The following is a 23,034-nucleotide window of genomic DNA, read 5'->3' as shown; positions in this document are numbered from 1 at the left end:
TATTATTATATCATTATGGTGTATCTTTTTTAGGATTTGGTTAGCAATTCTTTAAAGAATGGATGTACATATGATAAAATAAGTGTGGATTTTGAAAAGAGAAAAAGGAGCTTACTGATGCAGAAACGTATTGAAATTAGTGAAATGAACACCTCTAACAACCAATTAGAGCTAATTGCAGAAAGACCAAATTTTGACACAGCCGGTTTGCAGGCTAGTGGACAAATGCTTGTGGATTCTGACTCATTAGCATTTATCTACAAATTAGAAAATGAAAAAGAATTTATATATGTGAGCTTGCCGTCATCTATATGGCCATCACTTAAAAATGTTATCTCTGAAAATCAAAAAGTTATTTTACACCTTGAAGAAAACGAAATTGAACTTATCGACATCATCCCTGAATTGGAGTACCTGTTACAAAACATTGAAGGTAACACCAACTATGGAAATGAAATGGTCGAGCTTGTTGAAAAAACATTTTGATTGTTATAGCTTAGACAAACAGGGGGGGCTATTATGAGTAAAGACTGGGATCTTTTTTTGGCTCCATATAAGCAAGCTGTTGATGAGCTAAAGGTTAAGCTAAAAGGAATGAGAACTCAATTCGAAATGCAAGGTACCCATTCCCCGATTGAGTTCGTAACTGGAAGAGTAAAGCCAATCCCTAGTATTTTAGATAAAGCTGCTAAGAAAAATATACCACTTGATCATATCGAAGAAGAGATGCAAGACATTGCAGGCCTAAGAATGATGTGCCAATTTGTAGACGATATTAAAAGGGTCGTTGAAATATTGAAGATGCGGAATGATTTTGAAATCATTGAAGAGCGAGACTATATCTCCAAAAAGAAAGATAGTGGGTATCGATCCTATCATCTTGTGATCAAATACCCGGTACAAACGATTAATGGAGAAAAGAAGATCCTTGTAGAAATACAAGTACGCACACTTGCTATGAACTTTTGGGCAACCATCGAACACTCCTTAAATTACAAATATAAGGGCAGATTCCCGCAAGAAATTGAGAACCGTCTACAACGTGCTGCAGAGGCTGCTTTTCAGCTTGATGAGGAAATGTCTAAGATTCGTGGCGAAATTCAAGAAGCTCAAGTTATTTTTTCAAGAAAAGCTGAAGGTAATGACTCTGATAAATCATAATAGATAGGGTGTAAAATATGAAATTTGCTGTAACTTCGAGAGGTGACTCGAACTCTAATACATTAATGCATAAAATTAAAACGTATTTAATGGACTTCGGGCTCACTTATGATGAGGACCAACCAGATATTGTCGTTACTGTCGGAGGAGATGGAACACTATTATATGCCTTTCACCGTTACCGCAGTCGTTTGGATAAAACAGCATTTGTAGGTATACACACAGGGCATCTTGGCTTCTATGCCGACTGGGTTCCGGAAGAGATTGAAAAACTCGTGATTGCTATTGCAAAAACCCCGTATCAAGTGGTTGAATATCCATTACTTGAAGTATATATCCGGTATATTAATGGGGGAAGAGAGTCAAGATATCTCGCATTGAATGAGTGTACGGTGAAAAGTGTGGAAGGCTCACTCGTAATGGACCTTGAGATCAAGGGTCAGCTTTTTGAAACATTCCGTGGGGATGGGTTGTGTATTTCCACACCTTCTGGAAGCACTGCGTATAATAAAGCGCTTGGTGGTGCTATATTACATCCGGCTATCGAGGCAATTCAGGTAGCAGAAATGGCTTCGATTAATAATCGGGTGTTTCGAACAGTGGGTTCGCCATTGATTTTACCGAATCATCATACGATTGTGATGAAACCCGTGAACGACGTGGATTTTCATATCACGATTGACCATTTAACCCTTTTACACAAGGATGTTAAATCCATTCAATGCCGAGTAGCTCCGGAAAAAGTACGTTTCGCACGCTTCCGACCTTTCCCATTCTGGAAAAGAGTGCGTGATTCGTTTATTTCGGATTGAGGAAAGGAAAAAAGGATTGTGGCTCAATTTACATTAGAATGGAAAATCTCTTCACGGGACACGGGAAAATTGATTAGAGAATTTTTAAGAGAGCAGCAAATTTCGAAAACGGCTCTTACAGATATTAAATTTGCTGGTGGGGGTATCTTTATTAATGATACTTCTGTTACAGTTCGTCACCTATTAATGGAGGGGGAAGTCTTGAAGGTCGTATTCCCGCCTGAGGAGCCGAGCATGGAATTACTTCCTAAGAATCTACCATTACAGATTGTGTATGAGGACCCTTATGTATTGGTGGTGAACAAACCTCCCCATCAGCAATCAATCCCTTCACGGGAAAGCCGGGCAGACAGTTTAGCCAATGCATTATTGTTTTATTATAATTCTACAGGTCTTAATGCGACCGTTCATTTGGTTAATCGCCTTGATCGAGATACGTCAGGTTTATTATTAGTTGCTAAACATCGCCATATTCATCATCTATTATCGGAGCAGCAGAAAACTGGAAGATTGAAAAGGGCATATGAAGCGATTGTACACGGTAAATTGGAAGTGGATTCTGGAACGATTGATGACCCAATCGGCAGGAAGGACGATAGTATTATTGAGCGCCAAGTGCGGCAGGATGGACAAAGGGCGGTTACTCATTTTCGAGTTATTCAAGAGCTTGGTGAGTGGACGCATGTGTGGTTGCAGCTTGAGACGGGACGTACCCATCAAATCCGCGTCCATCTATCTCATATTGGCCATCCGATTGTAGGAGATGATCTGTATGGGGGGAAGAAAGCGGAAATGGGCAGGCAAGCACTCCATTGCCGAGAACTTTCATTTTGGCATCCAATGGATAAAAAAGAGTTAGTCTTTCAAGCAGAACTACCTAAGGATATGAGGGGATTATTGGAAAAAGCGACCTTGTGAGGTCGCTTTTTGTGTGGAGGAGGATGTGTCCTGTTTACCGAGAATCTCGAACAAAATGGTGTGAATCGTACCCGATCGCCGAGGAACTCAAACAAAAGGGGAAACGTAAGACCCAGTTTCGAGCACGTTCCCAAGCTCTAATCCAACACCACCTACCCAAACTCCCGAAACTTCTCCTCAACAAGAGGCATTGTAGAAGGCACAGATACAGTCTCCATTTCAGGATACCTTAATGCAGTTAAACTACCGCCAAACACACATCCGGTGTCGATATTTAGTGTATGATTTACCCGTCTAGGTTCTCTCACTGGTGTGTGCCCATAGACTATCCACGAAGATCCCTTATAATGCTTAGCCCAATCACGTCTTTCCGGCGTTCCATCAGGGTTGTTCTTTCCCGTAATATCTCCATATAACACAAACGTTTTAACTTTTTTATCATTGCGGCCGATGTAATCCTCACGAATCCCTGCGTGAGCTATTACTAGCTTTCCTCCATCTAACCTCTCGTACAAGGGGGCGGCATCGTACAATTCAATAAACTGATTACGGATTGACTCTTGTTCCTTTTTGGACAACGCCTCATATTCTGCAACGGTTGTTTCCAAGCCATGTGTGGTTTGAACCTTATTCCCAATAAAAAACCGATACAGTTTATTGCAGTGGTTGCCCGGCACGTAGTATGCCTTCTTTGCTTGGACGACAAGCTGATACACTGTTTCAACCACTTTCAATGACTCAGGACCTCGGTCTGTTAAATCACCGACAAAGGCTAATGTACGTTCATTATGTAGTGGAATCCCGCTTTCCCAGGAATACCCTAGCCTAGTTGTTAACTCTTTAAACTCCTGAAAGCATCCATGTATGTCACCAATTACATCAATTTTCATCTTAAGCACCATCCTAAAAATGCGTTCTCGGCAGTTTTGTGCCATATATATATCTTATTCACAAGTTATAAACGTAAAAAAATCACGCCACTCTCACTATTATAAGAAAAATGGCGTGATTTTATTTCATAATGTTTAAGTTAATCAAACATGAATTTCTTTGTTCTAGAACGAACATTTAGTACAATCCCGATTGCGATCATATAGGTTGCTAGGGAACTACCCCCGTAACTAATGAATGGCAATGGAAGACCTGTGATTGGTAGAATTCCAACTGTCATTCCAATGTTTTGGAATACTTGAAAGGTGATCATTCCAATTACACCTGCACATAGATAACTCCCGAATGGGTCATGGCTTTCTAATGCTATATGAATCATTCGATAGATTAATAAGAAGAATAAAGAAATAATAATACTTGTTCCAACAAATCCGAATTGCTCTGCCACTACAGCGAAAATAAAATCGGTGTGACCTTCTGGAATCGTAACCTCAGATTCCTGGAATCCTTTGCCATGCAATTGGCCAGAACCGATTGCGAGTAAGGAACGAACTAATTGGTGACCCTCATTTCCAGCAGTTTCAAAAGGAGCAAGCCAACCATAAAATCGACTCATCTGATAGTCTTGTATAATATATTTAAAGAAAAAGTCAGGAAAATAAAAGTATAAAAACACACCTGTAGATATTGCAAGAACTGCTGAAAATATAGCTGTAAAAATAATTCTCCATTTAATACCAGCAACAAGTAGCATTGTAGCAATGATTGACATAAAGACCATAGTCATTCCCATATCAGGCTGTAATACTAAAAACCCAATAGGAGGAGCAGACGCTAGTAAAATCTTTCCGATAAGAAGCAGGTCATCCTTTACTGTATTTATAGGATAATTTTCACGATGATCCGAAATAATTTTACTTAGTACAATAATCATAAATATTTTCATTAATTCAGAGGGCTGGAAGCTTGCAAAACCAAAGTTGTACCAACTTGTTGCTCCCTTTACTTTAGAAGCGAAGGGGATGTCAACAATATATTTTTCAACAAACAGACCAAATAATAACACCATTCCAAACCCATATAAATACCAGGAAATCATTTTAAATCGATCAAAGTCGATCACCATTGTTCCAATAATCGCGACAATTCCTATTACATACCATTGAAGTTGTTGTGCAGCGAAATTGATATTTTTAAGCTTTTCCGGTAAAAAGGGTTGTGCACTTTGGATTGCAATGGCGCTAAGGATAGCCATTAGAAATAAAATAAACAACAATGTATAATCAATTTTTTGTGGAGTATTTTCTTTATTCATGGATAAAAAAATCCTTTCTAATCTGGCACGAGTTTTATATTATAGAAAACAGGGTATAATTCAATATCCACTTTATCATAAATAGCCAATTTTATCTTAGCTTATTTTTGATTGATTGCAAATCTTTACATAGCAGTTCACTAAATAAAAAATGATATACATATAGCCACAAAAAGTAAATGGTCGTATGTTACATATCTGAAAATGTATGTAAATTTTTTGTTTTTTCAGTTGTAAGGGGGGGAACTACATGTTACAACAAGAGGTAAATGAAAAAGAGCAGCAGCAATTAGAAAATGAACAATTGCTTACAGCTCTCGAAAATGAGAATATTGACCAGTTCCGGACCGTATTTTTAGATATACACCCATATGAAAGAGCAAAATTCTACGCGAAATTACCAAAAGATGCTAGAATGCACGTATATCTTTTTTTGTCTCCATCGGAAATGGCGGAGGTTTTCGAAAACCTTGAAATAGATGAGAATGAATATGAAGAGCTTCTATCTGAGATGGATCCAACCTTTGTTGCAGATATGCTTTCTCAAATGTATGCGGACGATGCTGTTGACGTATTAAATGAATTAGATAAAGAGCAGGTCGCAAGCTACTTAACAATTATGGATGATGAAGCTGCTGGGGAAATTAAACAACTCCTTCATTATGAGGAATATACTGCCGGTAGTATCATGACTACCGAATTTATCGCGATACATGCTAATCAAACGGTTAAATCAGCGATGTATATTTTGAAAAAGGAAGCTCCTCGTGCTGAAACGATTTACTATATTTATGTGATAGATGAGGAAAAACACCTTGTGGGTGTTATTTCTATTCGAGATTTACTTGTAACTGATGATGACACAATGATTAGTGAAATTATGAATGACCGAGTTGTCTCCGTGTCTGTTAGTGAAGATCAGGAAGAAGTTGCTCGTAGGATGAAAGACTATAATTTCTTAGCTGTTCCGGTAGTTGACTTCCAAAACCATTTATTGGGGATAATTACAGTAGATGATATTATCGATGTTATGGATGAAGAAGCATCTGATGATTACTCAAAACTTGCGGGAATTTCAGATGTTGATTCTGCAGATAAAAACATTTTTACTTCAGCAAAAAAGAGATTGCCCTGGCTCATTATTTTATCTTTCCTTGGAATGCTAACAGCAAGCCTAATTGGGCGATTTGAAGCAACACTCGATCAGGTTGCAATATTAGCTGTCTTCATTCCGTTAATTGCTGGTATGGCAGGTAATACCGGAACACAAGCCTTGGCTGTTGCTGTCCGGAGAATAGCGATTGGTGAAGATGAGGAAGAAAATAAATGGCTATTGATCATGAGAGAAGCCGGCACAGGAGTTATAACTGGTGCTGTTTGTGGAACGGTAATAATGTTTATTGTTTATTTTTGGCAAGAAAACCTCTATCTTGGATTACTTGTTGGTTTGTCTATATTTGTTACATTGATAGTCGCGACTCTTGCAGGTGCACTTGTACCATTACTTATGCATCGGTTAAAGGTTGACCCGGCGGTTGCGTCAGGGCCTTTTATCACCACAATCAATGATATTATCAGTATTTTAATTTATTTCGGGTTAGCAACTTTCTTTATGACTTATTTAGTTTAATTTTATCTTATTCTTATTCACAAGGGGGTAAAGTATGGAACATGGTGCTTCATTAACTTCGTTAGTTATCGTGATGGTGGTGGCCTTTTTGACACCACTGTTATTACATAGGTTTAAATTACGGGCAATACCTGTCGTTGTAGCTGAAATTATCATGGGGATTATTATTGGAAAAAGTGGTTTCGATGTTGTCGAACCTGATATGTGGCTTGAAACATTATCTACATTAGGATTTATCTTTTTAATGTTTTTAAGTGGAGTTGAGATTGACTTTACTGCTTTTGCAGGAGGGAAGAAGCGACAAAAGCTTCCTAATGGCAAAAAGGCTCCAAATACTTTCTTAGTTTCGTTAATTGTTTTTGCAGGAATATTTATTTTATCACTACTATTATCATATATGTTTGTGTGGACTGGGTTTACGGATAATGCATTTTTAATGACATTAATCATTTCCACTATCTCTTTAGGAGTTGTCGTACCAACTCTTAAGGATGCACAAATCATGAAAACGAATATCGGTCAGATTATTTTATTAGTCGCAGTTGTGGCTGACCTCGTGACAATGATTTTACTTGCTGTTTTTGCTTCAATTTATGGTGGCGGAGAGAGCAATATGTGGCTACTATTAATCCTATTCGGTGCAGGTGTACTCCTCTACTTCGTTGGAAAAAGATTCCAAAATCGTTCTTTCCTAGAAACGATGTCAAAGGGAACAATCCAAATTGGAACAAGAGCCATTTTTGCGTTAATTATGATATTAGTTGCTCTTTCTGAGACAATTGGTGCAGAAAATATTTTAGGAGCATTTTTAGCGGGTGTCTTAGTATCATTATTATCTCCAAACCATGAAATGGTGCAAAAGCTTGATTCATTTGGTTATGGATTTTTAATTCCAATCTTTTTTGTAATGATTGGGGTCGAACTTGATTTATGGGCACTCTTCCAAGATCCGAAGATTTTATTGCTCATTCCCTTGTTATTTATAGCATTAGTCATTTCAAAAATGCTTCCGATTCTTTATATTAAGCGATGGTATGATTGGAGAACGACGATAGGAGCAGGTGCGTTATTAACATCAACGTTATCCTTAGTTATTGCTGCTGCAACTGTTGGGGAGAAGATGGGAATCATTGATGATAGAATGTCAGGCGCTTTAATCTTGGTGGCGGTTATTGCAAGTATTGTTTCACCTATTGGGTTTAAAAAGCTTTTTCCAAAGCAAGTGGTCGAAGAACCTGTTATCCGTGTTGCATTTATTGGTGCAAACCAGATGACCTTACCAGTAACACGAGAATTGAATTCGAAACTATATGATACGACACTTTATCATACTGTGCAGGATAAAATTGATAAAAGACATTCTGATTCAGTGTTTGATATTGTTGAACTCTCTGATTATTCGATTGACACGCTAAAAGCTTCCGATGTTTTTGATGTGGATATCTTAGTGATAACATCGGGATCTGATGAGATGAATGCTGAAATTGCAAAATTCGCGAAGGAAAATGGAGTAGACCGTGTAATTGCAAGAATTGAATCAGGCGAGCTTGGTGATGAGCTAAAAGACCTTAATATAGATGTCTTCTCTTTACTAATGTCTACCAATACATTACTTCGTGCGTTAATCGAGGCGCCTAGTATCATGACAATCTTGACTAATCAGGAGCAGTCCTTGTATCAGATTGAAATGAACAATAGTCTTTATGATGGCACAATGCTACGAAATTTCCCGTTTACAGGGGATGTAATCTTTGTTCGAATTTTTAGAGGCAAAGACTCGATTGTTCCACATGGTGACACTGAGCTTCAGCTTGGGGATCGTTTAATCGTAACAGGCTCGAGGGAGTATGTTGATGAATTAAGAGTGGATTTAGAGTTCTGAAGGAAAGAGGGCGAACCAAGCACTTTGGTCGCCCTCTTATTTTTAACCTACAATATTATATCCTGAATCTACATAAATAACTTCACCAGTTACTCCACGTGAAAGGTTACTTAGCATAGCAATGGACATGTTTCCAACATCCTCTTTTGTAACGTTTCTCTTTAGTGGAGCTTTTTCTTCAATCATTTTCATAATATCATTGAAGCCCGGTACACCTTTGGCAGCTAATGTTCTAATTGGACCAGCTGAAATTGCGTTGACTCTGATCCCATCTTTTCCAAGGTCAAATGTAAGATATCTTACACACGCTTCAAGTGCAGCTTTTGCAACTCCCATTACATTATATCCTGGCAAAGCACGTACAGCACCAAGGTAGGACATCGTTATGATTGAAGCATTTTCTGCTAAATATGGTCGTGCTGCTTTTGCTGCAGCTACTAAGGAATATGCACTTGTATCTTGTGCAAATGCATATCCATCACGGGATGTCTCGATAAAATCACCTTTTAAGTCATCTGCGTTTGCAAACGCAACAGAGTGAACTAATCCGTGAATGGTTCCTACTTTTTCACCGATTTTATTAAACGCTTGTGTGAGGCTTTCGTCACTGTTCACATCACATCTAACAATCATTTCTGCGGGATAATTGTATTTCTCTAATAATTTTTCAAGCTTTTCACGAGAACGATCTAGACGGTATGTATAAATTACTTTTGCTCCAGCTTTATATAGGGATTCTGCAACGCCCCAAGCAATACTTCTTTCATTGGCTACACCCATAACAACAATATTTTTACCTTCTAACTGAATTAAATCTTCCATAGTAACCTCCATAACAGCATCAAGAATGTTATTCCTTTATTATTATACCTAGTTTTAGTATCTGATACTAATCATATCATTTTTTAGTAATTAACCCAAGAGTAGTGTTAATGTAAATTTTAAAAAAGGTCATAAATAAATTGTAGGGTGATGGATAAGCTAACTATGTGCTTTAACAAAGGAGTGCACAGGACATGGATAAAATCTCAACTATTTTAAGGAGGGCAACAATGGGAATCTTAAGTGGAAATCCAAAAGAAGAGCCTTTACATTACGGCGAGGTTTTTGATCTTTGGTCTTCAGTACTAGCTGGAAATGCGATGATTTCAGGTTATCAAACCTTGATTAACCATGCTGGGGATGATGATCTGAAAAAATTATTAGCTGAAGCCATCAATCTTGGCAAGCAGGAAACGAAACAGGTGGAGGAATTATTGAAAGAAAATGGTATTGGATTACCACCAGCCTCACCAGAACCACCTGAAGCTTGTTTAGAAGACATTCCTGTAGGTGCAAGAGTTCCGGACCCAGCAATTGCAGCTACACTTTCAGCGGATATTGCTGCAAGTTTAGTACTATGTAGTCAGGTAATTGGTAAATCAATCAGAGAAGATGTTGCGATGATGTTTGGCCAATTCCATAATCAAAAAGCTGTATTAGGTGCGAAAGTACTTCGATTAAATAAAGAAAAAGGCTGGCTAATTCCGCCACCGTTACATCTCCACAAACAAGGAGATTGTTAATTTTTGTTAGGACTAGAATAAAAATGACTAGCAGAGTGATTCTTATGAATAGCTCTGCTAATTTATATTAACTTGGAAACCTCTTTGCTTTAGGTCTATTTAAATAAATTTTGGACATGTATTCCAACTGCTTGTCATAAAATTTACAAGTTGATCTAAAGCGTATAGAGGTGATGTATTTGAGTGTTGGTATTTTAGTAAGTTACATAATTTTAGGTTTTACATTAGCAGCTCCAATCGGGCCAGTAAACTCTGCGCGACTAGATAAAGGAATCAAGAATGGGTTCTGGCATGCCTGGATTGTGGGTGTAGGTTCGATGATGGCAGATGGAGTTTTTATGTTAATGGTTTATTTAGGAATGGTTCAATTTTTAGATATTCCTGTTGTACAAATTTTTCTTTGGTTATTTGGAGGCTTTATCCTAATTTATTCTGGATTTGAGAGCATTAAAAATGCAAATACGATTTCGTTAACATACCAGAGAGCAAAGGACTCCTTATTTAAATGTTTTTTGACTGGTTTTATCTTATCGATTTCTAGCCCGCTCTCCATTCTTTTTTGGTTGGGGATTTATGGATCTGTGTTGGCGAAAACGGCTCAAACAAATGGAACAGAGTTACTATTGATTTATAGCAGTATGATCTTCCTTGGGCTAACTTTTTGGGACATCCTTGTTGCGGCCCTTACCACTGGTTTTAGAAAACTGTTTAATGTAAAAACCCTAATTGCAATCTCTGTTATTTCGGGAGCGTCTTTAATCCTATTTGGTGTTTATTTTAGTTATCAGGGAATTAAAGCCCTGATTTAAGGGGATTTATTCTTTGTATCCGTCTGCAATGGAAAAGACCCACTAAAATATAATTAGTTAAAAAAACCCACTTTTAGTGGGTTTTTTTATCATATTGTTCAGTTTTCCACCATGCATAGTAAGTGTGGTTTAAGGATAGGTTAATCTTGATATAAATATTAGAATTCCGAAGGAGATAGGAGAAATGCAAAAATCGGAGAAATGGGGAGTGCTCTCACTAGCATCCATCCCATTAGTCATGACCTTAGGTAATTCTATGCTTATTCCCATTTTACCAATAATGGAAAAAGAAATTGATATTACACCATTTCAATCAAGTTTAATTATAACGATCTATTCAGTTGTAGCCATCATCTTAATCCCAATCGCAGGTTTTCTTTCTGATCGAATCGGAAGGAAAAAAGTCATTATCCCTAGTTTAATAATCGCAGGGATAGGGGGATTAATTTCTGGACTAGCTTCCTGGCTATTTGAAAGTCCATATTTGATCATTTTAATCGGAAGGTTTTTACAAGGCGTTGGAGCTGCTGGTGCTTCCCCAATTGTTTTACCGCTAGTAGGTGATATGTGCAAAAGTGAGAAAGATGTGAATACAGGGCTAGGATTGATTGAAACATCAAACACGTTTGGGAAGGTACTAAGTCCCATTTTAGGTGCGGTACTTGCTGCTTTTATTTGGTATATGCCTTTTTTTGCCTTTCCCATTTTTTGCTTAATTTCAATTCTTTTGATTCAATTTCTTGTTAAAACTCCAAAGAATAATGAAGTGGATACATCAAGCTTTTCTTTTTTTCTGAAGAAAATCAAACGCACTCTAAAGGAAGAGGGGCGTTGGCTGATTTCCATTTTTATCGTGGGAGCAATCTGTTTTTATATTCTATTTGGTATGCTTTTCTTTTTATCGTCCATTTTGGAGGATAAGTACGGAATTGATGGAATTATAAAAGGTCTAATCCTGGCAATTCCACTCGGTGCACTTTGCTTATCTTCATTTATCACCGGAAAGAAGCTTGGTGACGATAAAAATACAATCAAATGGATTATTTTTTCGGGGATTTTTGCAGCTACTGTAGCTGTTTTTGGTATTTGTTACACGGAAAATCTGTACATTTTTATAGCTGCTCTTGTCATCTGTGGGATTGGTATCGGAGTCGCTCTTCCAAGCTTGGATGCACTCATTACGAATGGTACTGAAAAAGAAGAAAGAGGTACAATTACTTCTATTTACAGTAGTGCCCGCTTTATTGGAGTAGCTGTTGGGCCACCTGTATTTGCAATATTAATGAAGCTTTCACATGATATATTATTTTTTTCGGTAGCTGGCATTTCTGCTGTAGCAACCGTTCTTGTCTTATTCTTTATTAAACCGCCTAAGCGGGTTCGAACAGATTCTTTATTCCAAAAGGTAAAGAGGTAGAGGAAATATGGCAAAGAAAAAAAGTGAGAAAAAAATTAAATGGTGGCAACTTTCCCTTTTTGGGGTTGGATGTACAATAGGAACAGGTTTTTTTCTAGGGTCCAGCATTGCGATTCGAACAGCTGGCCCCTCTGTATTGATTCTATTTATTATTGCTGCAATCGGAACTTATTTTGTCTATGATGGATTAGCTAAACTTACTGCAAAAAAAGCTGAAAAAGGGGCGTTTCGTACTTACGCAAAACAAGCATTCGGAAGATGGGCGGGCTTTAGTATAGGCTGGATTTACTGGAGTGCCGAAATGCTTATCATGGGAAGTCAGCTTACTGCATTGTCTATTTTTACTAAGTTTTGGTTTCCTGGAACCCCTTTATGGGTCTTTGCTGCCATCTATGGTGTGTTAGGTTTAGCTGTATTGTTGATTGGTACAAGTGGGATTAACAAATTAGAGAATGTCTTTGCACTCATCAAAATCTCGGCAATCCTTATGTTCATTGTAATTGCAGTATTGGCAGTAACAGGTGCTATTGATGGAACAAGGGATCCTCAACTGCCTCCTGAATATTTCCCAAAAGGAATAATGGGGCTCTGGTCCGCTTTGATTTTTGCGTTTTATGCCTTCGGTGGGATTGAAGTAATGGGGTTAATGGCAACCCAGCTAAAGGACAAGAGTGAAGCACCAAAGGCTGGAAAGATGATGCTTCTTCTTCTAACCATCATTTATTTGGCTTCCGTTGGACTTGCTGTGATGCTCGTATCGTGGAAGGTTTTTACAGGTGAAGAAAGCACATTTGTAGTAGCACTTGATAGTTACAATATCCCATTAATTGCTGATATTTTTAATGGGGCCTTGATAATTGGAGGGTTCTCCACAATGGTTGCTGCTCTATACGGAGTAACGAGTATTTTAGTGAACTTGTCAGAAGACGGAGATGCCCCGAAGATCTTTTCAAAGAAAGGTAAATTAAAGGTGCCATTACCAGCCTTTATCCTAACAGCATCCGGCCTACTAACTTCAATTATTTTTTCGCTTTTAATGCCTGATAGTATTTATGAATATGTAACGACTGGAGCAGGGCTCATGCTCTTATACAATTGGTTATTTATCCTTCTGTCTGCAAATCGACTATTAAAGCCTGGATTTGTTGGGAAAATGAAATATTATCTTGGAGTGCTATTTATTTTACTTGCTGTTAGTGGCACGTTGTTTAGTAAAGAAATTCGTCCAGGCTTCTTTATAAGTCTTGGCTTTATTGTAATTATCTTTATAGTTGCTTTCTTCAAAAGCAAAGGTAGTAAAAAGAAAGAGTCCAAGGGAATGGACACATTATTTGAAAAACTTCAAAAAACTTAATGACTAAATAAAAGCTTGATACCTTGGATACCGAAATAGATACCAAAGCCCACGAGAGATAGCCCAGAGACAATGGAAATGAGTGCTAATAGGCGCGAGGTCAAGATCCTCCGAAAACCGCTCGATACTATTGCCATTGTTATATCCCATAGCAGTAGCCCACAAAAAATGGCTGCACTATAGAGGATTAGTTCACTACTTGTTGAAGTGGAAGCTGTTTTGGCCAATACAGAGCCATAAATCCCTAACCAGAATAAAATAGTTAGCGGGTTTGTTATCGACATGATAAAACCGGAGAGAAAGGCTTTAAATGCAGGTTCCTGCTTTCTGGAATTCTCCATCTTAATTTGTCCGGCACTTAACATGCTTTCAATACCAGTATAAAGCAATACAAAACACCCAAAAAGCCACAGAAACGTTTGGATAAATGGGGTATTGATGAAGGATACAAGACCTAAGTAAACTATTAGCATGTATACTCCATCAGCGAGTACTGCACCAACACCTACGAGCCAGGCATGGAGGAAGCCGTATTTGATACCTCTGTCTAATTGTGCAGCATTAACGGGACCAATGGGTGCTGCAAGGCTGAGACCTAGTAGAACATAACTGAAAAGAACGCCCATTTTATATACACCTCTTAAAAGACTTGTCTTAGGAATTGTATTCAAGAGGGAGAGCTTGTATCACTTTTTTTAAAGGAGATGACGAAATTGGATAATCTATTGAATCAACTTGTACAGTCTGTTGATGAAGCTCAACATGCCGTAATTGAGTCACAAGGAAATGGTGACAGGGAGCGATTTCAGCATGCTCAAAACTTGGTACAACAAGCCAAGGAGCAATTGCGAGAAGTAGAAAATTTAGGCGTAACGGAAGATCTGGCATACATACGCGCAAAAGCACTGCTTCGTAGGCTAGAAGAAACACAACGTGCAAACGAGGCGACGAATAAGTATTAACAATGCAAAATGAAGCCCCGCTTCGAAAAAGCGGGGTTTTTTTATAAAGTGGCCATTAAATAAGTAAATAAAACATAAAACAGCCCCCAAAAATTGGACTAGTAAAGTGATAGATTTGTACTAGCATTATTAGTCCTTTTTGTTATCTTTTTTGTTGTCTTTTTTCTCATTATCTTTACATTTACATTTTGATTTATCTGATTTCTCAAAGTAAACCTTTCCCAATTTATATCCTCCTTTAATATAAATTTGTACTATATAGTTCACTAACCAGTTTATTAATGGAAAGGAGAATATTCTCCTGAGCTCTTGTGTTTTAAGAATCGTGTAAACCACAAACCCACAGATACTTTCGTGGGTTTGTGTCTTTTTGAAAGTGCTGTTCCATAGCTAGATAACAAATATAAAGTTGTAAAAAGTTAGGATGCAAATGGCAACAGTAGGTATTTATACATATACTGTTGAATGAAAGTGACTAGAGAATATCTACTTCTACTAATAGTGCAATTAAAAGTTGAAGTAATAATTGAATATTAATTGCAACTTGAGTATCTGTAGTTGTAACGTTTACGTTTCTAGAATTTTCGATAACAGTCTTTTGGCGAGAGATCTGTTTGTTTCTAGTAGATTGTAAGAGTTCTTGAGTCACTCTCTCTGCTTCATTACCATCAGCTATAGAAATACTTACTACTAGAGCAATAGCAGCTTGTAATGCAGCTTGTAAATTAAGTGCAGCTTTTGTATCTGTAGTTGTAACAGTTACATCACAAGAATCCTTAATAAAAATTAATTCCTCATTTAATTGGAAGTTTGAAGCAACTTGAGTGCCCTCCTGTACCACATCGTCGTCATTAAAACAAGGATGGTTTGAAGTTGGGTCAAGAGCTGACCATCTATTTCCTTGATTTGCAGTATTGAAACGATAAGTTTCTTGATTCATTAATAATTTCCTCCTTTATTATTTTGAAAATTTATTGGGAAGCCTTACTTTTTCTTTTTGGCTCGGTTTGATACATTGTCAGCTAAATGAGTTTGTGTGTTCACATCGTTCTCTGTAACATTCTTTTGTGCGTTTTCTAAAAAATGTTGAGTTTGTTTTTGCAACTTTTGCATTGTATTTCGAATTTCCTGGCGTTGCTGACTTGTTAGGGTATTTGATTTAGGTTTAATACCATGTTTCCTAAAAACATTCTTTACAAGAATTTCCATAAGTTTTTGTTGGGATTCTTGTAGATTTGATGAATCTAACCTCATTTGCTCCCCTCCTTTACTTTCTTCATGATTAATTTATGTACTTGTCAAATAATGTGTATAAGCAATTAGTGGAGAAATCTACTGAATTTAATAAATGTGTTTTTATACCTTCGTGATAGTGTCCTAATTATTAATAGAAACAAGAGATGCCCCTTACAAACCTATACGAAAGGATTATAATCTATTGTATTTTTCAAAAAATATACCTTTGTCTATCATTTTAATGGACCTTTGTCCAAACGTTTTACTAGCTTTGGAATAATATAAACTATCTAAATTGGAAGGAGGGGATAGCATGAGTGTATGGAGAAACCCAGATATATTTGGCGGCAATACAAGATCAAGAAATGAAGCGAACAATCGTACTGATGCTGAAGTCGATGCGCGACTTGACAACGATCTAGATAACGAAAACGATGTTAGAGTAAAAGATAAAAATGTAAATATTGCAAAGATCGCACACAGTGGTAATTCACGAGTAGACGTTGATATTGATGTTGATTCAAATTCAAGAGCAAGAGCAAGAACTCGTGCTGAAGCAGATTCAGATCAAGAACAAGATCAAGATCAGAACCAAGAGTTTAATATCTAAGGTGATCTTGATTAGAGAACTTTACGGGGTGTATTTTTATATACCCCGTATTATTGAATTTTAAAGTTGGAGGTTTTTTTATGGAATCATTATTTAATGACAATGTCTTCAGGGGAAAGTCCAGTGCATCAACTAATAATAGACTATCAAATTCAAAAATTGTGGAGGCGGGAGTAAAGCAAAGCGGAAATTCAGATGTCGATGTCAATGTTTTTGTGGAAGTCGATGTGATACCAATTGCGCTTGCCTTTTTATGTCTGTCACTTGTTAAAAAGGAAATATCAAATGAAGAGTTTGAATTTGCTGCGAAGAAATTATTAGATCAAACCGACAAATATCGAGAAACTAAAAAGAGACGAAATTCAAATGTGAAATATTTTAATGAAAATATATGGAGAAGATAATTGTAACTTCTCTATTACATAAGAGAAGTTAGAGTGAATGGTTTTCTAATAGATTATTATTTTATGTCCCCAAAAAATAGACATATATTCTAGTATAAATGCCGTTTCTAAAATAGGAAACATTTATATAATACATTAGACTCGCAGAAAGGGGGGAATTAGATGCCTAAGAAAGATCATGGACACAACAAAGATCATGGACACAACAAAGATGCTTCAGAAAACGCACAAGTAGCAGATCAAAATAATGCAAAAGCTGTAGATCAAGGTAATGCAAAAGCTGCAGGTCAAGGTAACGCAAAAGCTGGAGGTCAGGCTAATGCGAAACATAAACACCATCACGATCAATATACTGGAGATACTGTGAACCTTCTAGTCGATGTTGTAAATAATTTAGTGACTGAAGTATTTACAAGTTCACAAACTCAAGACAGCGGTTGCGAAATTGTAAATGGTGTTACCTCTTTTACTGAAGCAAATTCATGTTTATACCAACAAGGTTTCCGTATTGTAGCAAGTTTAAATAATGAAGATGGTGATGGAGCTGTTTACACGTATGTTCGATAATAAGGTCTCTACTCATAAAATCAAATAATATAAGATATAAATTACTCCATGACAATAGATTATTTATTCAAATCCTCATCGTTATAAATTTATAATAAAAGTGACTTCAGATTTTTACTGGAGTCATTTTTTATTTGCTTCGTGTTAGGTAAATGTAGGTGAATGCTATCGTTTTAAGGGTTATTTGCAATTTGGTTATTTATCATTCTGGTATATCCTCACTATATACATTCTAGTCATTTCACCCTAAGGTACAACTATTGCTAGAATTTTTCTAGTTATTTCTCTCTGTGGTACATTTTGACCGTGATGACAAGCGTACAATTTTAATAGAATTAGACGTATATCTATCTCCATATTTCTAAAAAAGAATATAAATATAGTGTATAAGACAAGTAAGGACAAATGTCAATGTAAGGCATTTGAAAGGGGTGAAAAAATGAATGTTCAGATATGGATAGCGGTAAGTGTCTTTATACTAACAATGTCTATTATTTTTTGGAGGCCTAGAGGATTAAATGAAGCATGGCCAGCATCAGTAGGAGCCTTTCTAATCTTGATATCGGGAATTGTTACACAAGGGGACATAGCAGATATAATAAGTAAGATAGGCGGAGCGTCTATAACGATAATTTCAACTATCGTGATGGCAATTACTTTAGAAAGTTTTGGTTTTTTCCATTGGACTGCTTCGCGATTAGTTAGCCTAGCGAGAGGGTCGGGATACCGTCTTTACTGGTACATCCAATTGTTATGCTTTCTAATGACGTTATTATTTAACAACGATGGAAGTATATTAATCACAACACCTATCCTAATAATCCTCCTAAAAAACCTTCGTATAAAACCTAGACAGCAGATCCCCTATTTGTTGAGTGGAGCATTAATTGCAACAGCATCGAGTGCACCAATTGGAGTAAGTAACATAGTAAATTTAATTGCCTTGAAGATTGTAAATATGACCCTATATACACAAACTGCAATGATGTTTGTACCTTCAATGTTAGGATTACTAATCATGTCACTGTTAATGTTCTTATTAGTGAAAAATAAGATCCCGAAAAAGCTTCCAATCTTACTTTCTGAAAATAAGGAGTCTATTGTTACACCGGATTTTCATCCATTAAAAGTAGGTAGTCAACCACCAGAATTAAAGAAAAAACGCACAAATTTTATGTTTAAAATTATATTATTTGTGTTAGTAATCCGATGTCTTCTGTTTGTTGCATCCTATTTCTCTATTCCAATTGAGTTTGTTGCAGTTCTTGGATCCTTAGTGCTGCTAATGTTCAGGTGGTATTATTTAGGGACAAATCCAATTGATTTAATTAAAAAGACGCCATGGCACATTTTAGTGTTTGCTTTTTCAATGTACGTCATAATTTATGGACTTCACAATGTAGGTCTAACGACATTACTAGTTTCCGCTTTTAAACCAATAGTAGATGAGGGGATATTTCAAGCCAGCTTAGTAATGGGAGGATTAGTTTCCATTTTGTCTAATATCTTTAATAACCATCCTGCTTTAATGGTTGGTACCATTGCATTGACAGAAATGGAGCTCGATACACTTACGCTACAGACCATTTATTTAGCGAACATAATTGGCAGTGATATAGGTGCATTATTACTACCAATAGGTACCCTGGCTTCGTTGATTTGGATGCACATCTTACGTCAAAATAAGATAAAAGTGACTTGGAAAGATTATTTAAAGATAACGATAATCGTTATTCCAATAACAACAATAGTGACCCTACTTATTCTAAATGCCTGGATAAAGTTGGTATTTCTATAACATTCAGTGTAACGTCTAAATCAATGATTTAGACGTCTCTTTTTTATAGATGTATCCATAACTTATTTGATGCAAATGCCCATTTTTAAAATGCCAATGTTCCTTCCTATATCCTATGCATAAAATGGTTATATGTTTATTTATTCTTGTTCAAATGTAATACGGGGAGGAGGTCCAAATACATGATTACTTGGTTTGAATTTATCTTAATTAGTTTGGCATCGTTTAGATTAACACGATTATTAATCTATGATAAAATTACTTCTTTTATGCGTCGTCCCTTTCATGAGATCATTGAAGAAGAACTTCCGGACGGAACCGTTGAATCCTATCTTCATATAAAGGGAAAAGGTTTACGTAAATGGATTGGTGAGTTATTAAGTTGTTACTGGTGTACCGGGATTTGGAGTTCCCTATTACTTTATGGGGCCTATTATTTTAATCTCAGATGGATAGAACCGTTCATCTTGATTCTGGCCATAGCTGGATTTGCAGCAATAATTGAAGCTGCTATTGAAAAAACAATAAATTAATTATTGATTAGAAACCTGCACTAGATTCCTGTCTCGGTGCAGGTTTTTTAAATAGATTCCTTAATAAATACCTTATAGGTGATTTTCCTTTCGGTTCAAATATCTAACAATGAAACCATGTTTTTAACGGTTTCTCAACGGAATCTATTACAAAATTGGGACATTTTCATTGATTGAATCGGAATCTAGGTTTTTCTCTGATGGACAAATGCTTATTTTTATAGAAATAGGCAAGAGATTAGGACCAAAACGTTGTCTACGCATATAGATACATTATAAACACCCCACAATGATATTTGATAAGGAGGCAAATGTTGATGAATGAAAATATTAATCTAAGCTACCTTGAATCTTTACAAGGTAAAGCAGTCAAAGTGTTTAAAGGTGGTCCTGAATCCAGAACAGGCCAACTAATCTCAGTTAAATCTGATTATTTAGTGTTAAGTACAAATGAAGAGGGGGTTATCATTTATCAGACTAGTCATATTAAGAGTGTAATTGAAGATTCAACAACAAGCATGAACACAAATAATAATGAATCTGTAATGACGACGATGTCGATGATTGAGGAAACCAATACTTTTTCAGATGTCTTAACAGCAATGAAAGACAATATGGTTCGTATCGACCGAGGCGGGCCAGAGGCAAGAAATGGTAGATTACTTGATGTGAAGGGTGATTATTTAGTTCTTTACACTGAGAAAGACGGGGTTGTTTATTATCAGTTGGAACATGTGAAGAGTTTGAGTTATGCAGTGAACGACAATAAAAATGGATCAGGAAATAATAATGAAAATCAAGCACAAAATGGGAACATGATGTCTATGGCAACTTTTGTAAAACCAGAATATGTCGAAGCAGATAACTTTACTGAGTTATTAAAAAATATGAGATATAAATGGGTTACAATTAATCGCGGTGGTCCAGAAAGTATGCAAGGCGTTCTTGCGGATAGCTCAGACGGACATTTAGTTCTAATTTGCGAGAAAGAAGTTTGTCGTATTGCAACTTTCCATATTCGAAACATTAGCTATGTGTTAAAACAAGAAAATAACCAAAATGCAGAAAATAATCAAAATCAACAGGAATCTAATGACAACAATCAAAACCAAAACCAAAATCAAAATAATGATTCCAACAACCAGAAGAATCAAAACAAAAATGACAGCAAAAAATCATTTAGTATCAAAATGTACAGTGGCTCAACAAAATCGAGGCTATAACATCTTTACAACGTAAATGGTTAAGAAATAGATAACAAAGAGTATCGGTCTCTTCTTGCGTTATGCGGTGTCTCATGCGAAAGATGCCGATACTTTTTTCTTATCCTGGTAGATTAAAAGTAATTTATGTCTATAAAAGTGTACATGTTCTGTACAAAAGTAAAAAATTTTAGAATTGAGGTGAGTTTTTTGAAGCATCTAAGCCATTATATCGATGAACAAGTTGTTGTTGAAATATCTGGTCATAAACAAATAATCGGCATCCTTGTTGAAATAGGTTCTGATATAATCGTCTTATATACAAAAGAAGGAAACTTCTACTACATGCCTATTTTTCATATACAAAAAGTGAAAATTCCAAGGTTGGATGAGACAGAAGAAATTACGAATCCCGGGAATACACCAATAAACACTTATACTGATGAGATCTCCTTACGAAAAATCGTGAATAATGCAAAGGGTCTTTTCGTTGAACTTTGTGTTACCTCGAAAAATTCCATTCACGGGTATGTGACAAACTTAATGAATGATTATATCGTATTTTATTCACCAGTCTTTAAAACAATGTTTATCCCATTCCAGCACTTAAAATGGTTAATTCCGTATAATCAAAATCAAACTCCTTATGGACTTGATAAGCAGAAGTTTCCAGTTAATCCCTCTTCAATTACGTTGGCTAGAACGTTTGAGGAACAAGTTAAAAAGCTACAAGGACAGATGGTCGTATTTGATTTAGGTGAAGATAAAGATAAGATAGGTCAACTAAAAAACGTGAAAGATAATATTATTGAATTGGTTACTGCACGGGAGGAAACGGTTTTTAGCAATACTCGTCATATAAAAACTTTGCACTTTTCGTAACCGATTAGAAAACCTTCGTTTCGAAGGTTTTTTTATGTTGGAAACTCCTGCTTTTTCGTGATTGTACATTCCTTATCAGTATATGTGGTTCCCTCTAAAGGGTGTTTGTCTATATACTTTCGGTCCGGAACAATTCCGCTATTGTCACATACTATATGTGTAGCAATGGGGGTGTATGGATATTGACTCTCAATGAACTAAATAAAAGTGAAACACATTGTATTAAAGTTACAAAGTTTACTGACTGGACGTACCAACTTACTCGAACTGAATGGATAGCAGATATTTTAGAAAATGTTGATTTTAGTACAATTGTTGATGAATTTATTGTTCCTACTGGGGAAGCCCCAAAGATTGTATGGAGTGCGGATCACAAATTTACAAAAGGACTCCCTGCTGCTGTGACAATCTTGTTTGAAAGTGGCTGTGGAGGGGAGATGAACATAGTGGTAAATGGAAAAGTGCAATACACTCTGAGTGAAGGGGAATGTCTTACATTTGAGACCGAACATTTAAAGACTATAGAAGTAAGCAGTGAAGGTGATGAAGGGGAATTTATGGGGTTATTTGAGATTGGATTTAATCCACATTTGTTTTTAAGTTGGCTCTACAGTTCGGATGTGAAATGCTTTCTTTCTAACAAAGAGGGGATACTACACCTTTCACATAAATTACCGCCGATTACGTGTATAGAAGTTCCACAAATATACGGAAGAGACTCCTTAACTTTAACGCTACCTGATTGGAATACCGTTGAATTACAAAAGGTTAAAGTGCTGAAGGAAGGGTTTGTCATTTTACAATTTTTTTACAATAGTGATTGTGTTTTCACGACAGAACCGATTATTTTTAAAGCTGAAGATAAAGTGCTGCTTAAAGCACCTAAACAGACGAGGGTGGATTGTAAAGTACTAGAGGCTGATTGTCAAGTAGTTGAAACTAATATAGGAGAAATTGGTCCTTCCTTTGAAATTAAGCTCAAAATCACCCTCTATCAAAAAATAATGACTGTTGAAGAGGTGATTGTAGAAGTAGAAGGTCACTTTAGTAAACCAAGAATTGTTTGATGAGACTTCTTAAGATTGT

The 23,034-nt window shown here is 36.4% G+C and carries 25 protein-coding genes; 19 read left to right on the top strand and 6 right to left on the bottom strand.

Annotated elements, in window-relative coordinates:
- Nucleotides 1-117 precede the first annotated feature (117 nt).
- The 4 genes from CKJ95_RS14675 to CKJ95_RS14660 are packed head-to-tail and all read left to right on the top strand — an operon-like array spanning nucleotide 118 to nucleotide 2,891.
- On the top strand, nucleotides 118-486 hold the full coding sequence (locus tag CKJ95_RS14675) for a UPF0738 family protein (RefSeq protein WP_099354190.1): 369 nt from the start codon (nucleotides 118-120) through the stop codon (nucleotides 484-486).
- Nucleotides 487-519: 33 nt separating this feature from the next.
- Nucleotides 520-1,161 carry a GTP pyrophosphokinase gene (locus tag CKJ95_RS14670; RefSeq protein ID WP_099354189.1) on the top strand — a complete coding sequence of 214 codons (642 nt, stop codon included), beginning with the start codon at nucleotides 520-522 and terminating at the stop codon, nucleotides 1,159-1,161.
- Between the two features lie 17 nt (nucleotides 1,162-1,178).
- Nucleotides 1,179-1,973 carry an NAD kinase gene (locus CKJ95_RS14665; RefSeq protein ID WP_099354188.1) on the top strand — a complete coding sequence of 265 codons (795 nt, stop codon included), beginning with the start codon at nucleotides 1,179-1,181 and terminating at the stop codon, nucleotides 1,971-1,973.
- Nucleotides 1,974-1,991: 18 nt separating this feature from the next.
- Nucleotides 1,992-2,891, top strand: coding sequence for an RluA family pseudouridine synthase (locus CKJ95_RS14660; RefSeq protein WP_180271526.1), 900 nt, complete (start codon nucleotides 1,992-1,994; stop codon nucleotides 2,889-2,891).
- A gap of 152 nt (nucleotides 2,892-3,043) precedes the next feature.
- Here CKJ95_RS14660 and prpE read toward each other — a convergent pair whose 3' ends face one another.
- Together prpE and CKJ95_RS14650 are read right to left on the bottom strand one after the other, a co-directional pair.
- Complete coding sequence (gene prpE / locus CKJ95_RS14655; protein WP_099354186.1) at nucleotides 3,044-3,781, bottom strand: bis(5'-nucleosyl)-tetraphosphatase PrpE; 738 nt, start codon at nucleotides 3,779-3,781, stop codon at nucleotides 3,044-3,046.
- Between the two features lie 140 nt (nucleotides 3,782-3,921).
- Complete coding sequence (locus CKJ95_RS14650; RefSeq protein ID WP_099354185.1) at nucleotides 3,922-5,097, bottom strand: FtsW/RodA/SpoVE family cell cycle protein; 1,176 nt, start codon at nucleotides 5,095-5,097, stop codon at nucleotides 3,922-3,924.
- 250 nt (nucleotides 5,098-5,347) lie between these two features.
- On the opposite strand from CKJ95_RS14650, the gene mgtE reads away from it, so the two are divergent.
- Together mgtE and CKJ95_RS14640 are read left to right on the top strand one after the other, a co-directional pair.
- On the top strand, nucleotides 5,348-6,727 hold the full coding sequence (gene mgtE, locus CKJ95_RS14645) for a magnesium transporter (RefSeq protein WP_099354184.1): 1,380 nt from the start codon (nucleotides 5,348-5,350) through the stop codon (nucleotides 6,725-6,727).
- A gap of 34 nt (nucleotides 6,728-6,761) precedes the next feature.
- Complete coding sequence (locus tag CKJ95_RS14640; RefSeq protein ID WP_099354183.1) at nucleotides 6,762-8,609, top strand: monovalent cation:proton antiporter family protein; 1,848 nt, start codon at nucleotides 6,762-6,764, stop codon at nucleotides 8,607-8,609.
- Between the two features lie 42 nt (nucleotides 8,610-8,651).
- On the opposite strand, the gene fabI is transcribed toward CKJ95_RS14640, so the two are convergent.
- Nucleotides 8,652-9,431 carry an enoyl-ACP reductase FabI gene (gene fabI, locus CKJ95_RS14635; protein WP_099354182.1) on the bottom strand — a complete coding sequence of 260 codons (780 nt, stop codon included), beginning with the start codon at nucleotides 9,429-9,431 and terminating at the stop codon, nucleotides 8,652-8,654.
- Nucleotides 9,432-9,661: 230 nt separating this feature from the next.
- Here fabI and CKJ95_RS14630 point away from each other — a divergent pair, with 230 nt between their 5' ends.
- The 4 genes from CKJ95_RS14630 (at nucleotide 9,662) to CKJ95_RS14615 (ending at nucleotide 13,754) form a co-directional block, all read left to right on the top strand.
- A complete protein-coding gene (locus tag CKJ95_RS14630) occupies nucleotides 9,662-10,174 on the top strand; it encodes a DUF3231 family protein (protein ID WP_099354181.1) in 513 nt (170 codons plus the stop codon).
- Between the two features lie 173 nt (nucleotides 10,175-10,347).
- The gene (locus CKJ95_RS14625) at nucleotides 10,348-10,983 is read left to right on the top strand and encodes a LysE family transporter (protein WP_373604856.1); all 636 of its coding nucleotides are present in this window, start codon (nucleotides 10,348-10,350) and stop codon (nucleotides 10,981-10,983) included.
- 184 nt (nucleotides 10,984-11,167) lie between these two features.
- A complete protein-coding gene (locus CKJ95_RS14620) occupies nucleotides 11,168-12,400 on the top strand; it encodes an MFS transporter (protein ID WP_099354179.1) in 1,233 nt (410 codons plus the stop codon).
- A 7-nt stretch (nucleotides 12,401-12,407) separates the two neighbouring features.
- Nucleotides 12,408-13,754: an amino acid permease gene (locus tag CKJ95_RS14615; RefSeq protein ID WP_099354178.1), complete on the top strand. Its 1,347-nt coding sequence runs from the start codon at nucleotides 12,408-12,410 to the stop codon at nucleotides 13,752-13,754.
- On the opposite strand, the gene CKJ95_RS14610 is transcribed toward CKJ95_RS14615, so the two are convergent.
- Nucleotides 13,751-14,380 (bottom strand): LysE family translocator, encoded by a 630-nt coding sequence (locus CKJ95_RS14610; protein ID WP_099354177.1) that lies wholly within the window; start codon nucleotides 14,378-14,380, stop codon nucleotides 13,751-13,753. The two genes, CKJ95_RS14615 and CKJ95_RS14610, sit on opposite strands and share 4 nt — an antisense overlap.
- Before the next feature lie 87 nt (nucleotides 14,381-14,467).
- Here CKJ95_RS14610 and CKJ95_RS14605 point away from each other — a divergent pair, with 87 nt between their 5' ends.
- Nucleotides 14,468-14,716 (top strand): hypothetical protein, encoded by a 249-nt coding sequence (locus CKJ95_RS14605; RefSeq protein ID WP_099354176.1) that lies wholly within the window; start codon nucleotides 14,468-14,470, stop codon nucleotides 14,714-14,716.
- A 475-nt stretch (nucleotides 14,717-15,191) separates the two neighbouring features.
- Here CKJ95_RS14605 and CKJ95_RS14600 read toward each other — a convergent pair whose 3' ends face one another.
- Both CKJ95_RS14600 and CKJ95_RS14595 read right to left on the bottom strand, forming a co-directional pair.
- Nucleotides 15,192-15,656 carry a spore coat protein gene (locus tag CKJ95_RS14600; protein ID WP_099354175.1) on the bottom strand — a complete coding sequence of 155 codons (465 nt, stop codon included), beginning with the start codon at nucleotides 15,654-15,656 and terminating at the stop codon, nucleotides 15,192-15,194.
- 44 nt (nucleotides 15,657-15,700) lie between these two features.
- The gene (locus tag CKJ95_RS14595; protein WP_099354174.1) at nucleotides 15,701-15,970 is read right to left on the bottom strand and encodes a hypothetical protein; all 270 of its coding nucleotides are present in this window, start codon (nucleotides 15,968-15,970) and stop codon (nucleotides 15,701-15,703) included.
- Between the two features lie 295 nt (nucleotides 15,971-16,265).
- Between CKJ95_RS14595 and CKJ95_RS14590 the strand changes: the two genes are divergently transcribed.
- The 8 genes from CKJ95_RS14590 (at nucleotide 16,266) to CKJ95_RS14555 (ending at nucleotide 23,015) form a co-directional block, all read left to right on the top strand.
- Entirely contained in the window at nucleotides 16,266-16,562 is a 297-nt protein-coding gene (locus CKJ95_RS14590) for a hypothetical protein (RefSeq protein WP_099354173.1), read from the top strand.
- Between the two features lie 80 nt (nucleotides 16,563-16,642).
- On the top strand, nucleotides 16,643-16,966 hold the full coding sequence (locus tag CKJ95_RS14585) for a hypothetical protein (protein WP_099354172.1): 324 nt from the start codon (nucleotides 16,643-16,645) through the stop codon (nucleotides 16,964-16,966).
- 162 nt (nucleotides 16,967-17,128) lie between these two features.
- The gene (locus tag CKJ95_RS14580) at nucleotides 17,129-17,533 is read left to right on the top strand and encodes a hypothetical protein (protein WP_099354171.1); all 405 of its coding nucleotides are present in this window, start codon (nucleotides 17,129-17,131) and stop codon (nucleotides 17,531-17,533) included.
- 439 nt (nucleotides 17,534-17,972) lie between these two features.
- Nucleotides 17,973-19,331: an arsenic transporter gene (locus tag CKJ95_RS14575; RefSeq protein ID WP_099354170.1), complete on the top strand. Its 1,359-nt coding sequence runs from the start codon at nucleotides 17,973-17,975 to the stop codon at nucleotides 19,329-19,331.
- Between the two features lie 182 nt (nucleotides 19,332-19,513).
- On the top strand, nucleotides 19,514-19,864 hold the full coding sequence (locus tag CKJ95_RS14570; protein WP_099354169.1) for a DUF1360 domain-containing protein: 351 nt from the start codon (nucleotides 19,514-19,516) through the stop codon (nucleotides 19,862-19,864).
- A 317-nt stretch (nucleotides 19,865-20,181) separates the two neighbouring features.
- Entirely contained in the window at nucleotides 20,182-21,087 is a 906-nt protein-coding gene (locus CKJ95_RS14565; RefSeq protein ID WP_099354168.1) for a hypothetical protein, read from the top strand.
- Between the two features lie 189 nt (nucleotides 21,088-21,276).
- Nucleotides 21,277-21,948 carry a DUF2642 domain-containing protein gene (locus tag CKJ95_RS14560; protein WP_099354167.1) on the top strand — a complete coding sequence of 224 codons (672 nt, stop codon included), beginning with the start codon at nucleotides 21,277-21,279 and terminating at the stop codon, nucleotides 21,946-21,948.
- A 182-nt stretch (nucleotides 21,949-22,130) separates the two neighbouring features.
- Nucleotides 22,131-23,015 carry an S-Ena type endospore appendage gene (locus CKJ95_RS14555; protein WP_099354166.1) on the top strand — a complete coding sequence of 295 codons (885 nt, stop codon included), beginning with the start codon at nucleotides 22,131-22,133 and terminating at the stop codon, nucleotides 23,013-23,015.
- The last annotated feature ends 19 nt before the right edge of the window (nucleotides 23,016-23,034 follow it).

The sequence above is a fragment of the Fredinandcohnia onubensis genome, assembly GCF_002734285.1.
GTDB lineage: Bacteria > Bacillota > Bacilli > Bacillales > Bacillaceae_L > Ferdinandcohnia > Ferdinandcohnia onubensis_A.
The sequence above is the reverse complement of the archived record's forward strand: the minus strand, read 5'-3'. Positions and strand labels throughout refer to the sequence as shown.